The sequence below is a fragment of the Flavonifractor sp. An92 genome, from assembly GCF_002159175.1.
Taxonomy (GTDB): Bacteria; Bacillota; Clostridia; order Oscillospirales; family Oscillospiraceae; genus Pseudoflavonifractor_A.
The window spans coordinates 94710-107580 of record NZ_NFGZ01000002.1 but is presented as its reverse complement, the minus strand read 5'-3'; the positions used below and the strand labels follow the sequence as shown (position 1 = coordinate 107580).

Annotated in this window: 10 protein-coding genes; 7 read left to right on the top strand and 3 right to left on the bottom strand. The window is 62.8% G+C overall.

The features are described 5' to 3' along the window. Window positions 1-7 precede the first annotated feature (7 nt). Window positions 8-913: an NYN domain-containing protein gene (locus tag B5G43_RS02145; RefSeq protein WP_087258646.1), complete on the bottom strand. Its 906-nt coding sequence runs from the start codon at window positions 911-913 to the stop codon at window positions 8-10. A gap of 316 nt (window positions 914-1229) precedes the next feature. Here B5G43_RS02145 and B5G43_RS02140 point away from each other — a divergent pair, with 316 nt between their 5' ends. Continuing rightward, on the top strand, window positions 1230-2690 hold the full coding sequence (locus B5G43_RS02140; RefSeq protein WP_087258644.1) for a carbon starvation CstA family protein: 1461 nt from the start codon (window positions 1230-1232) through the stop codon (window positions 2688-2690). Window positions 2691-2739: 49 nt separating this feature from the next. Here B5G43_RS02140 and B5G43_RS02135 read toward each other — a convergent pair whose 3' ends face one another. Further along, window positions 2740-3498: a CPBP family intramembrane glutamic endopeptidase gene (locus B5G43_RS02135; RefSeq protein ID WP_143382819.1), complete on the bottom strand. Its 759-nt coding sequence runs from the start codon at window positions 3496-3498 to the stop codon at window positions 2740-2742. Between the two features lie 270 nt (window positions 3499-3768). Between B5G43_RS02135 and B5G43_RS02130 the strand changes: the two genes are divergently transcribed. The 3 genes from B5G43_RS02130 to B5G43_RS02120 all read left to right on the top strand — a co-directional run bounded on the left by B5G43_RS02130 (window position 3769) and on the right by B5G43_RS02120 (window position 7104). Next, window positions 3769-6033 (top strand): vitamin B12-dependent ribonucleotide reductase, encoded by a 2265-nt coding sequence (locus tag B5G43_RS02130; protein WP_087258639.1) that lies wholly within the window; start codon window positions 3769-3771, stop codon window positions 6031-6033. Window positions 6034-6152: 119 nt separating this feature from the next. Continuing rightward, window positions 6153-6803, top strand: coding sequence for a MerR family transcriptional regulator (locus tag B5G43_RS02125; RefSeq protein WP_087258636.1), 651 nt, complete (start codon window positions 6153-6155; stop codon window positions 6801-6803). Beyond that, window positions 6784-7104, top strand: coding sequence for a YbjQ family protein (locus B5G43_RS02120; protein ID WP_087258633.1), 321 nt, complete (start codon window positions 6784-6786; stop codon window positions 7102-7104). The genes B5G43_RS02125 and B5G43_RS02120 overlap by 20 nt, the downstream gene beginning before the upstream one ends. A gap of 59 nt (window positions 7105-7163) precedes the next feature. Here B5G43_RS02120 and B5G43_RS02115 read toward each other — a convergent pair whose 3' ends face one another. Beyond that, window positions 7164-8228 carry a GntR family transcriptional regulator gene (locus B5G43_RS02115; protein ID WP_087258630.1) on the bottom strand — a complete coding sequence of 355 codons (1065 nt, stop codon included), beginning with the start codon at window positions 8226-8228 and terminating at the stop codon, window positions 7164-7166. A gap of 566 nt (window positions 8229-8794) precedes the next feature. Between B5G43_RS02115 and B5G43_RS02110 the strand changes: the two genes are divergently transcribed. From B5G43_RS02110 to mmsB, 3 genes are all read left to right on the top strand, one after another. Continuing rightward, complete coding sequence (locus B5G43_RS02110; RefSeq protein ID WP_087258628.1) at window positions 8795-9934, top strand: sugar-binding protein; 1140 nt, start codon at window positions 8795-8797, stop codon at window positions 9932-9934. A gap of 172 nt (window positions 9935-10106) precedes the next feature. Next, window positions 10107-11657, top strand: a complete 1551-nt coding sequence (gene mmsA / locus B5G43_RS02105; RefSeq protein ID WP_087258625.1) for a multiple monosaccharide ABC transporter ATP-binding protein — start codon at window positions 10107-10109, stop codon at window positions 11655-11657. Then, the gene (gene mmsB, locus B5G43_RS02100) at window positions 11657-12856 is read left to right on the top strand and encodes a multiple monosaccharide ABC transporter permease (protein ID WP_087258623.1); all 1200 of its coding nucleotides are present in this window, start codon (window positions 11657-11659) and stop codon (window positions 12854-12856) included. The genes mmsA and mmsB overlap by 1 nt, the downstream gene beginning before the upstream one ends. Window positions 12857-12871 lie beyond the last annotated feature (15 nt).

Sequence of the window (12871 nt, the reverse complement as noted above, 5' to 3'; positions counted from 1 at the left end):
AGCCAATTTATGCCTTTTCCTCTTTGTCCCGCACATACATCTGCTTCACATGGGGCAGATTGGTGGGGCGGATGTCCAGCTCGAAGCGCTCCAGGGATTTAAAGAGCTGGCTGAGCTTGGAGAAGCCGAAGTTGCGGGGGTCGAAATCGGGCTGCTTCTTCACCAGAAGGTTGCCCACATCGCCCATGAGGGCGTAGCCGTCCTCGTCGGCCACGCTCTCCACCGAGTCGACCAGCAGCTCCACCACCGCCCTGGGCACCCGCTCCTCCTCCGGCTCGGAGGATTTGGCCTGCTTCTTGGCGCTGCGCTTGGGGTTCTTGGGCTCGGGGGCGTTCTTTTTCCCCTCGGCGGCCTTCTCGGCCTCGGCCCGGGCGGCGGCCTCCGCCTTCTCCTTCTTCTCCCGCTCCAGCCGGGCCTTTTCCGCCTTCTCCTGCTGCTCGGCGGCGCGGGCGGCGGCCCGGGCCTTCTCCCCGGCGGCCCGGATGACCTCGATGTAGATGAACTTGTCACAGGCCACGATGAAGGGGGCGGGGGTCTTGCGCTCGCCCATGCCGTAGACCATCATACCCGCCTCCCTCAGGCGGGTGGCCAGGCGGGTGAAGTCGCTGTCGCTGCTCACCAGCACGAAGCCGTCCACCCGGCCGGAGTAGAGGATATCCATGGCGTCGATGATCATGGCCGAGTCGGTGGCGTTCTTGCCGGTGGTGTAGGCGTACTGCTGCACGGGGCTGATGGCGTTTTCCAGCAGCAGGGGCTTCCAGGTGCTCATATTGGGGCTGGTCCAGTCGCCATAGATGCGCTTGATGGTAGGGGTGCCGTGGACGGCGATCTCAGCCATCACGTCCTTGATGGCCGAGCGGGGGGCGTTGTCGGCGTCGATGAGGACGGCCAGGCGCAGTTCCGTCCGCTCCATCAGCGTGTCCTCCCCATATATGAAATCCGATCGTCGTATAAAACCTTCATGATTTTACCTCCCAGTTGGATGTATATACCATATTTTATAGTTCTGTATCTATCTTCCAGTTCTCAAAAAGAAAGCCTCAATTTCACGAAATCACCGAAAACTTTGCCAAAAATTCTGTGCGATTCCCTTCTTGTGCCGGAGCACAGGAGGACTATAATAGAGCCGCTGAACAGGGAAGGCGGATGTGCTCCGCACTGCCCCGGATCTGCCGCGCCGGAAAAACGCATATTTTCCCGACGTTGCACCACGAAACGGAGGGATTTTTGTGATTAGTTTCCTGATCGCGCTGGTTCTCCTGGTGGTGGGCTTCTTCACCTACGGCAAGTTGGTGGAGCGGGTCTTTCACATCGATGACCGGCCGACGCCTGCGCTGGCCCATCCGGACGGCGTGGACTATGTCCCCATGAAGACCTGGCGTGTCTTTCTCATCCAGCTGCTGAACATCGCGGGTCTGGGCCCCATTTACGGCGCTCTGGCCGGCGCGTGCTGGGGCCCCAAGGTATACCTGTGGATCGTGTTCGGCACCATTCTGGGCGGCGGCGTCCACGATTTTCTGTCCGGTATGATGAGTGAGCGCCACGACGGCGCCTCCATCTCCGAGATCGTGGGCCTGTACATGGGCAAAGTGATGACCTTCATCATGCACATCTTCTCGGTGGTGCTGCTGGTGATGGTGGGCGTCAACTTCTCGGTGGGCCCCGCCAATCTGATCGCCAGCATGACCCCGGCGGCCCTGAACTCCACGTTCTGGCTGGTGGTGATCCTGCTCTATTACCTGCTGGCCACTTTCCTGCCCATTGATAAAATCATCGGCAAGCTCTACCCGGTATTCGGCATCTGCCTCATCATCATGGCGCTGGGTGTGGGCGGCGCCATTCTCCTCATGCCCCAGTATCATATGCCCGAGCTGTGGGATTCTCTGCTCATCACCCACCCCAAGGGCTACCCCGCGTGGGCCATGATGTTCGTCACGGTGGCCTGCGGCGCCGTGTCCGGCTTCCACGCCACCCAGTCCCCCATGATGGCCCGGTGCATGACCTCGGAGAAGGAGGGCCGCACCATCTTCTACGGCGCCATGGTGGCCGAGGGTATCATCGCCCTCATCTGGGCCGCCGCCGGCGTGACCTTCTACAACGGCGTGGGTCCCCTGCAGGACGCGCTGGACGCCCTCACCCAGGGCGGCGTGGTGAAGGATATCTGCATCACCCTGCTGGGCCCTGTGGGCGGTATTCTGGCCATCATCGGCGTGGTGGCCTGCCCCATCACCTCGGGTGATACCGCCTTCCGCTCCGCCCGCCTCACCATTGCCGACTGGTTCCATCTGGACCAGTCCAACGTAGGCAAGCGCGCGGCCCTGTCGGTGCCGCTGCTGGCGGTGGGCGCTGTGATCGCCACGGCGCTGCCCTGGGATATCCTGTGGCGGTACTTCTCCTGGTCCAACCAGACGCTGGCCATGCTGGTGCTGTGGACCGGCGCGGTGTTCCTCCACAAGCACGGCTTCCCGCCCATGGCCTGTCTGATGGCCGCCTTCCCCGCCACCTTCATGTCGGCGGTGTCTATCACCTACTTCTTCCAGGCCTCTGAGTGCCTGGGTCTGTCCACCGCCATTGCCTATCCGGTAGGCATCGTGGCCGCACTGGCCTTCCTGGCCATCTTCGTGTGGCGCACCCTCATCCTGCACAAGGACGATGTGAACCACGAGCTGATCGCCTCCATGGGGCGCTGATCGCTCTGACCGCTTCAGGACGCGGGTCCGTCGGACCCGCGTCCTGTTTTTATCCCAGCGCCATCCGCACTAGCGCATAGAGCAGCGCCAGCGGCATTCCGCCCTGCCGCCAGAAGTCGGCGGGCCAGCCGCCGCTTGCGGCCAGCGGATGGCTCCGCCACAGATGGACCGCGGCGGCGCAGCCCAGCAACAGCAGCGCCAGCACCACGGCCAGCTCCGTTCCGCTGCCCAGCTGTCCCAGGACCAGGGCAGCGGCATTGGCCAGGGCGTGCAGGAGCACACAGGGCCACAGCCGCCCGGTGCGGACGGCGGCATAGCCCAGCACCGCACCTCCGGCCAGGGCGTATAGAACCTGGTCGACGCTGCCGTGGGCCAGGGCAAAGCACAGGGCGCTGAGGGCCACGGCGGGGCGCTCTCCAAACGGGAGGAGCCGCCGCAGCATCAGCCCCCGGAAGAGGGTTTCCTCCGCCAGCGGGGCCAAAATCACAGTCTGGATGACCACCAAAGCAGCCGGATAGGTGGAAAGTCCCGTCTCCCCTCCGCCGGTCCCGCCCAGGGCGGCCTGTACCGTCAGGGTCATCAGATTGGCCCCGTACATCAGGCCCAACAGGGCGGCGGCGTACTCCGCCAGCTCGCCCCGGCGCAGGGCCGGGCGTGACCGGGAACCGGGGACCGCGGGGACGCGCTTCATGCACCAGGCCGCCAGCGGCAGCCCCGCGCCATAGGTGGAGACCACACCCACCGCCCACCGAAGGGTAGGGCCCAGCGGCGCTCCGCCGCTCCACCGGGCGGCCAGGGTCTGGAGCAACAGGCTGCACAGGTCCTGCCCCAGCGTCCAGGCCAGCAGGGCCCAGCCCGCCGCGCCCAGGGCCTCCCAGCCCGTCCAGGGAGCGCCGCCCCAGTTTTTTTCTCTCAGGGCCGCTCCCCCCTTTCTCCTTGCGCCGCAAGGGACACGGTATGATTATAACAGGTTTTGTCCGGGCTGTATACTCTGTCAATATCTTGCTTAAAATTTTTTCGGTGCTACAATATGTGGTATGTCACTCATGCGATACGGAATGAGAGGGGAGCGGAACACATGTCCATCAGCGAAAATGCCCGCGCCGTGCTGGAGCGGCGCTATCTCATAAGGGATGCCGAGGGCCGGCCCACCGAGACGGTGGACGGGCTCTTTCACCGGGTGGCGGACGCCATCGCAGCGGCGGACGGCATTCTGGACCCGGGTGCCGACACCACCGCCACGGCGGAGCGGTTCTACCGCCTCATGTCGGAGCTGGACTTTCTGCCCAACTCACCCACCCTGATGAACGCCGGGCGGCCGCTGGGCCAGCTGTCGGCCTGCTTCGTGCTGCCGGTGGGGGACTCCATGGAGGAGATCTTCGACGCCATCAAGTACGCCGCTCTCATTCACAAGAGCGGCGGCGGCACCGGCTTCTCCTTCTCCCGCCTGCGTCCCAGCGGCTCGGCGGTGAACTCCACCGGCGGCGTGGCCAGCGGCCCCATCTCCTTTATGAAGGTCTTTAATGCCGCCACCGAGGCGGTGAAGCAGGGCGGAACCCGCCGGGGCGCCAACATGGGCATCCTGCGGGTGGACCACCCGGACATTCTGGACTTCATCACCTGCAAGAACGACACCAGCCAGATCACCAACTTCAACCTCTCGGTGGGCATCACCGAGGAGTTCATGCGCGCGGTGGAAGCCGGAGCCGAGTACGACCTGGTGGACCCCTCCACCGGAAAGGTGACCGCCCGGCGCAACGCCCGCGCCGTGTTCGAGGCCATCGTGGACTCGGCCTGGCGCACCGGTGAGCCGGGCATCGTGTTCCTGGACCGGCTCAACCGGGACAACCCGGTGCCCTCCATGGGCGAGATTGAGTCCACCAATCCCTGCGGAGAGCAGCCTCTGCTGCCCTATGAGGCCTGCAACCTGGGCTCCATCAACCTGGTCAACCACGCGAAAAAGAGCCCCGAGGGCTATGCCATCGACTGGGACAAGCTCAAGGACACCATCCACACCGCCGTCCACTTCCTGGACAACGTCATCGAGGTCAACCGCTATCCCCTGCCGGAGATCGACCGGGTGACCCGCCTGACCCGGAAGATCGGCCTGGGCGTCATGGGCTTTGCGGACCTCCTGTTGCTGCTGGGGGTGCCCTACGACTCGGAGGAGGGCGTGGAGACCGCCAAGGCCATCATGTCCTTCGTCCAGCGGGAGGGCCACGCCGCCAGCCGCGCTCTGGCCAAGGTCCGGGGTCCCTTCCCGCTCTTCCATGAGAGCGTCTATCAGAACGGGGAGCCTCTGCGCAACGCCACCGTCACCACCATCGCCCCCACCGGCACCCTCTCCATCATCGCCGGGGTAAGCAGCGGCGTGGAGCCGGTGTTCGCCTACGCCTATATCCGCAACATCATGGACGGCACCCACCTGGTGGAGAGCAGCCCTATCCTCCGCGCCGCGCTGGAGGAGCGGGGGCTCCTGTCCGACGAGCTGATCCACCAGATTGCCCAGCAGGGCACCTTGGCCCATGTGGAGGCCCTCCCGGAGCAGCTGCGCCGGGTGTTCGTCTGCGCCCATGACATCTCCCCCCAGTGGCACGTCCGGATGCAGGCCGCGTTCCAGTCCTTCACCGACAACGCGGTGAGCAAGACGGTGAACTTCCCCAACTCGGCCACCCGGAAGGATGTGGCGGAGGTCTACCAGCTGGCCTGGAAGCTGGGGTGCAAGGGCACCACTATCTACCGGGACGGCTCCCGCAGCGAGCAGGTGCTGAACATCGGCGAGGTGAACGCCTCCGCCTCCGCGCCCGCCTGTCCCGACTGCGCTATGCCCCCCTACGGCTCCATCCAGCCCCGGCCCCGCCCCACCGTGACCACCGGTTTTACGGAAAAAGTCCACATCGGCTGTGGAAATCTCTATGTCACCGTGAACTACGATGAGAACGGCATCTGCGAGGTGTTCACCAACACCGGCCGGGCCGGCGGCTGCCCCAGCCAGAGCGAGGCCACCGCCCGTCTGGTCAGCATCGGCATCCGCAGCGGCATGGACCCCCGTGAGATCATCCAGCAGCTGCGGGGCATCCGCTGCCCCTCCTGCCTGCGGCAGAGCGACGTCACCGTCACCTCCTGCCCCGATGCCATTGCCCGCAGCCTGGAGAAGGTTCTGAAGGCCACCCAGACCGGGACCCTCCCCACGCCGCCGGAGCCGCTGGCACCCTCCGCCCCGGTGGACATGACCCCCGCCCAGGCCAAGCTGGCCAAGTACTGCCCCGAGTGCGGCAGCCGTCTGGAGCATGAGGGCGGCTGTGTCACCTGCCGGGAGTGCGGTTACTCCAAGTGCAACTGAGCCCTTTCTTCCCCGCGGCGGAACTCCGCCGCGGGGTTTTTTCGGCCTTCGAAAAAAATACTTGACCTTCCACCGGATGCAAGGTATATCATGGACCCGAAGAGAGGGGGACGACGCCGTTGAAAATCAATGAGGTCGAGGAGCTGGTGGGCATCACCAAGCGCAACATCCGATTCTATGAGGCGGAGGGCCTGCTCTCTCCCCGGCGGGACAGCCGCAACGGCTACCGGGACTACGGGGACGAGGATGTGGAGACGCTGCGGAAGATCAAGCTCCTGCGGAAGCTGGACGTGCCGCTGGAGGAGATCGGCAAGCTCCAGAGCGGACTGCTCACCCTGGAGGACGTGCTCCGCCGCCACATCATCCAGCTCCGCCGGGCCCAGGACAACCTGAACACCATGGAGGCCCTGTGCGCCAAGCTGGCCGACGCGGGCGTGCCCTACACCGGCCTGGACGCCCAGGCCTGGCTGGAGGACATGGCCCATATGGAACAGGAGGGGACGCGATTCATGAACGTACACAAGCAGGACACCGGGCAGCGGTATGTGGGCCCGGTGGTGGCCGCAGCGGTGTTCGTGCTGTTGATGGTGGGGCTGATGGCCCTGATGATCTGGGGCTTCACCATCAGCCCGGAGGAGGCGCCGCCTATGGTCCTCATCGTGGTATTCGCGGCCATTCCCCTGGTATTCATCATCGGGGTGCTGCTGGCCCTGCGCCAGCGCATCCGGCAGATCAAAGGAGGAGAAGAAGATGCTGCTTCTCAATATTGACCACATTCCCGGGAAGGAAGTGGAGGCGCTGGGCCTAGTAAAGGGCAGCGTGGTCCAGGCGAAAAACTTCGGCAAGGATTTTATGGCGGGCATGAAGACCCTGGTGGGCGGTGAGATCGAGGGTTACACCGACCTTCTGAATCAGGCCCGCCAGATCGCCACCAAGCGCATGGTGGACGAGGCGGAGGCCCTGGGGGCGGACGCGGTGCTGAACATCCGCTACGCCAGCTCCTCCCTCATGCAGAGCGCGGCGGAACTCACTGCCTATGGCACGGCGGTGCGCATCCTCTCCGCCCGGTGAGGCCCAAAACACAAAGCCCCCGCGTCCATTGGACGCGGGGGCTTTTCTCATGTACAAAATCAGCTGGTCTCTTTCTCCACCAGCACCCAGGGGGACACCATGGGCTGGCAGCTCTGCCCCTCCATCCAGCGGAAGAGGAGCTCGGCCGACATGCGCCCCACATTGTACTGTCCGTGAGAGAGGGACGTGATGCGCAGGGGGGCCATCTCGCTGTACTGGCTGTTATCGAAGCTGACCACCGCCATCTCCTCGGGGATCTTGACTCCCCGCTTCACCAGCTGGGTCACCAGACGGTTGGCGATCTCGTCGTTGTAGCACACCACGGCGGTGCAGTCGGTGAGCACCGCCTCCAGCTCCTCGGTGGAGCCGCCGGCCAGGAGGCGCTCCTTGAATTCGGTCCCATACCAGAAGATCTGTCCGTCCTCCATGGGCAGGTCGTACTCCCGCAGCGCGGCGGCGTAGCCGGCGTAGCGCTGATGGCCCTGGATATCGTCATTTTTAAAGATACCGGCGATGCGGCGGTGCCCCTTGCGGTAGAGGTACTCCACCAGCTGGCGGCCGCCGCCGTAATTGTCGTCCAGCACCGAGAGGGTGCCGGTGAGCTCCGGATAGTTGCAGTGCATGAAGAGGATGGGGACCCCTTTGGCGATGAGCTTGCGGTAGAGGTCCAGGTTGGGGTTGGGCAGCGCGGTCTTGGTGCCCTCCACCAGCACGCCATCCAGAGGCTGATTGATGAGCCGCTGGAGGATGCGCCGCTCATTGGCCACCTGGTTCTGGGTGGCGAAGAGGACGGGGGCGCTGTTGTTGGCGGCCAGCACCGTCTCGATCTCCCGGAGGATGGAGGGGAAGATGTAGTCTCCGATATAAGTCGTCACGACCGCGATGGACCGCTGGGGAGGCAGCACCGGCTGGGACAGGTCCCGGATGTGTGAGCCGCTGCCCTGGCGCTTTTCGATGAGCCCCTGGCTGACCAGGACAGACAGGGCTTGCCGGACGGTCTGCCGGCTGACCTGGAATTCCTGACAGAATTCCTGCTCTGTGGGCAGGAGGGAACGCTCCCCAAAATAGCCGCTGAGGATGCGCCCGCGGATCAGCTCCGCGATCTCCTGGTATTTGGCTGCCATGTCCATCTCTCCTTCCGGGGCTCCCTGATTGCAACCACTATATCATATCCCATTTCAAAATACAATGGACGAAGCGAAATTTGTCTGTTATTTTGTCTGCTTTTCTTTTCCGCCCTCCGATACAAATATCAGAATTTGTTTGGAGGGCACCCGTACAAGCGGACGAATTTAAGCGTTGATAGCCAAATTTTACCCGCCGTATTTCGCATTTTGTCAGTATGCTCTCCCCACCGCCCCCCTATTTTATCTATTTCCACGAAGGCTTTTCCGGGGTATTTGGCAGTTGTTATTTTTTTAACAAATCCGTTTTGTGCCTATTTTTCATCTATTGAAAAATAATAGAGAACTTATTGGTCAGGTTCAAAAAGTTTGTACGCTTTTTAGCTCCCACCATGCCGCCGATTTGTATTGTTTAGAGAAACGAAATTGCCATTTATGCGCACAAATTATTGACATCGCCCAAACCCAGAGGTATACTTTCAACCGAAGAAACCCAACGGGGCGCCCGGCAGCGCGGGTCTCCCACGGGTAACACGCAAACCAAAACGGAAAAGGAGAGTACTGAAATGAAGAAACTTTTCGCTCTGCTTCTCGCGCTGGCCATGGTCCTGTCCCTGGCCGCCTGCGGCGAGAAAACCGGCTCCACTCCCAGTGAGTCCACCAACCCCGGCACTGAGACCACCACCGGCGGCGAGACCGACAAGCCCGGCGAGGGCAAGACCGTCGCCATCGCCATGCCCACCCAGTCCTCCGAGCGCTGGATCAAGGACGGCGACAACATGAAGGCCCAGCTGGAGGCCCTCGGCTACGAGGTCCTGCTCCAGTACGCTGAGGACGATCCCCAGCAGCAGGTCTCCCAGATCGAGAACTTCGTGGCCCAGATGGTCGACTGTATCGTCATCGCCGCCGTTGACTCCGGCGCTCTGACCACCGTCGAGGCTCAGGCCAAGACCGCTGGTATCCCCATCATCGCCTATGACCGTCTGCTGATGGACACCGACGCTGTCTCCTACTACGCTTCCTTCGATAACAAGGGTGTTGGCACCGCCATCGCCAACTACATCGTGGATGCCAAGGACCTGGAGGCCGCCCGCGCTGCCGGTGAGAGCTACACCATCGAGTTCTTCATGGGCTCCCCCGACGACAACAACGCCGTGCTGCTGTATCAGGGCATCATGGAAGTCCTGCAGCCCTACCTGGACGACGGCACCCTGGTCTGCAAGACCGGCCGTACCTCCTTCGAGGAGACCTGTATCCTCCGCTGGAGCCAGGAGACTGCTCAGCAGTGGTGTGAGAACTACCTGTCCGGCTTCTACGCTGACGAAGATCTGGACATCGCCTGCTCCGCTTTCGACGGCTTCTCCTACGGCATCCGCTCCGCTCTGGAGGGCGCCGGCTACACCGAGGCCAACTGGCCCCTCATCACCGGCCAGGACGCTGAGCTGATGGCTGTTAAGAACATCATCTCCGGCAAGCAGACCATGTCCATCTACAAGGACACCCGCCTGCTGGCTGAGAAGTGCGTGACCATGGTCAACGCCGTGGTGACCGGCTCCGAGCCCGAGATCAACGACACTGAGACCTACGACAACGGCGTGTTCGTGGTTCCCTCCTACCTGTGCACCCCGCAGGCCGTCGATGTCAACAACTATGAGGAGCTGCTGGTGGACGGCGGTTACTACACCGCCGAGGAGCTGGCTGGCTAATCCAAGTTCACAGCTTAACATCGAGTCGAATGAGGGGCGGCGGCAGTCTGCCGCCGCCCCTTTCTTTCTCTCTCCCGGGGCGTATCTGAATGGTCCGCGGCGTCCGGCCGCCCGCCTTTCAGATGTGCCCCGGCAGGAAAGCGCGAGATGTGTGTAAGAAGGAGTTGAGAGAATGTCCGAATACATCCTGGAAATGAACCACATCGTCAAGGAGTTCTCCGGTGTGCGGGCCCTGGACGACGTCAACCTGAAGGTCAAGCCCGGAGAGATCATGGCCATCTGCGGTGAGAACGGCGCCGGCAAGTCCACCCTGATGAACGTGCTCTCCGGCGTGTATCCCTATGGTGAGTACAGCGGCGACATCGTCTACAACGGCGAGGTCTGCAAGTTCCACAGCATCAAGGACAGCGAGCACAAGGGCATCGTCATCATCCACCAGGAGCTGGCCCTGAGCCCCTTCCTCTCCATCGCCGAGAACGTCTTTATCGGCAACGAGCGCAAGAAGGGCGGCATCATCGACTGGACCGCCACCCGCCGGGAAGCGCAGGAGCTTCTGGCCCGCGTGGGTCTGGAGCATGAGAATGTCAACGTCCCCGTCAACTCCCTGGGCGTGGGCAAGCAGCAGCTCATCGAGATCGCCAAGGCCCTGGGCAAGAAGGCCGACCTGCTGATCCTGGACGAGCCCACCGCCGCTCTGAACGACAAGGAGTCCGCCCAGCTGCTGGAACTGATGCTTCAGCTGAAGAAGCAGGGCATGACCTGCATCATCATCTCCCACAAGCTCAACGAGATCAGCTATGTGGCCGACTCCATCACCATCATCCGCGATGGTCACACCATCGAGACCCTGCACAAGGGCGTGGATGACTTCTCCGAGGACCGCATCATCAAGGGCATGGTTGGCCGTGAGCTGACCAACCGCTACCCCAAGCGTGAGAACTGCCCCATCGGCGACGTGATCTTCGAGGTCAAGGACTGGAACGTCTATCACCCCGATGACGCCCACCGCCAGGTGCTCAAGAACATCAACATCAAGGTCCGCGCCGGCGAGGTCGTGGGTCTGGCCGGCCTGATGGGCGCGGGACGTACGGAGCTCGCCATGAGCCTGTTCGGCCACTCCTACGGCCAGAAGATCTCCGGCCAGGTACTGATGAACGGCCGCCCGGTGGAGATGAAGAACGTCCGTCAGGCCATCAACAACAAGCTGGCCTACGTCTCCGAGGACCGTAAGACCTACGGCCTGGTGCTCATCGACAGCATCAAGTTCAACATGACCCTCTCCGCCCTGTCCAACTTCTTCTCCCACAACGGCGTGGTGGATCATCACAACGAGGCTCTGAAGGCCGAAGAGTACCGCAACCTCATCAATGTTAAGACCACCTCGGTGGATCAGGCCGTGGGTTCCCTCTCCGGCGGTAACCAGCAGAAGGTGGTTCTGGCCAAGTGGATGCTCACCCAGCCCGACGTGCTCATCCTGGATGAGCCCACCCGCGGCATCGACGTGGGCGCCAAGTACGAGATCTACTGCGTCATCAATGAGCTGGCCAAGGCCGGCAAGGCCGTGATCATCATTTCCTCCGAAATGCCCGAGATCATCGGCACCTGTGACCGCACCTACGTCCTCAATGAGGGCGAGATCGCCGGCGAGCTGTCCGGCGACGAGATCACCCAGGAGGCCATCATGGGCTGCATCATGGCGCATAACAGAAAGGGAGATGCATAATGGAAAACACTGCTGTCAAGACTGCCCCCGCCAGCAAGAAAGTCAACCTGAGCATGAAGCAATACGGCATGGTGCTGGCCCTCATCGCCGTGTATCTCATCTTTGCCGCGCTCACCGGCGGCAAGAACCTCTCCGCCATCAACGTCAACAACCTGATCATGCAGAACGGCTACGTCATCATCCTGGCTGTCGGTATGCTGCTGTGTGTTCTGACCGGTAACGTGGACCTGGGCGTCGGCTCGGTCGTCGCCTCCTGCGGCGCTGTGGCCGGTACCCTGATCGTGGACTTCGGCGTCAGCACCCCCGTGGCCATGCTGGCCGCTCTGGCCGTGGGCGCCCTCTTCGGCGTGTTCGTCGGCTTCTTCGTGTCCAAGCTGGCCATCCCCCCCTTCATCGTGACCCTGGCCACCATGCTGATGGGCCGCGGCATCTGCTACGTCATCCTCCAGTCCCAGACCAAGGGCCCCCTGCCCGCTGACTACAACTGGATCTCCACCGGCTTCCTGCCCACCATCAAGGTCGGCGCCGTGGACGGCGCCAGCGGCGTGGATCTGGTGAGCATCGCCATCGCCATCGTGGTGGCCGTCCTCATCGTCCTGGCCGAGATCAAGAACATCGCCACCACCAAGAAGCACGGCCTGCCCATGGTCCCCACCTGGCAGCTGATCATCAAGGACGCCGTCATCATCGGCATCGAGTTCTTCTTCTTCTACAAGCTGGCCTGCTTCAGCGGCGTGCCTGTGCTCCTCATCCTGCTGGCTATCGTGGTCGGCATCTACCACTTCATCACCACCCAGACCGTGGCCGGCCGTCAGATCTACGCCATGGGCGGTAACGCCAAGGCTGCCCGCCTGAGCGGCATCAACACCGAGAAGGTGTTCTTCTGGGTCTACGCCAACATGGGCCTGCTGTGCGGCGTGGCCGGCATCGTCCTCTCCGCCCGTAACGCTTCCGCCACCCCCAAGGCCGGCGACCAGTTCGAGATGGACGCCATCGCCTCCTGCTACATCGGCGGCGCTGCCACCTCCGGCGGCGTGGGCACCATCATCGGCGCTGTGGTCGGCGCTCTGATCATGGGCGTGCTGAACAACGGCATGTCTCTGGCCGGCTTCGACACCAACGTGCAGAAGATCGTCAAGGGCGCCGTCCTGCTGGGCGCCGTGACCATCGACCTGCTGAGCAAGCGCAAGAAGGGTTAATCCCGTCCGTCACAT

Bases quoted from the DNA above. Each gene is read 5' to 3' on its own strand.
- B5G43_RS02130 (WP_087258639.1), top strand. From the start codon at position 3,769: ATGTCCATCAGCGAAAATGCCCGCGCCGTGCTGGAGCGGCGCTATCTC.
- mmsA (WP_087258625.1), top strand. From the start codon at position 10,107: ATGTCCGAATACATCCTGGAAATGAACCACATCGTCAAGGAGTTCTCC.
- B5G43_RS02145 (WP_087258646.1), bottom strand. From the start codon at position 913: ATGGAGCGGACGGAACTGCGCCTGGCCGTCCTCATCGACGCCGACAAC.
- B5G43_RS02115 (WP_087258630.1), bottom strand. From the start codon at position 8,228: ATGGCAGCCAAATACCAGGAGATCGCGGAGCTGATCCGCGGGCGCATC.
- B5G43_RS02110 (WP_087258628.1), top strand. From the start codon at position 8,795: ATGAAGAAACTTTTCGCTCTGCTTCTCGCGCTGGCCATGGTCCTGTCC.
- B5G43_RS02120 (WP_087258633.1), top strand. From the start codon at position 6,784: ATGCTGCTTCTCAATATTGACCACATTCCCGGGAAGGAAGTGGAGGCG.
- mmsB (WP_087258623.1), top strand. From the start codon at position 11,657: ATGGAAAACACTGCTGTCAAGACTGCCCCCGCCAGCAAGAAAGTCAAC.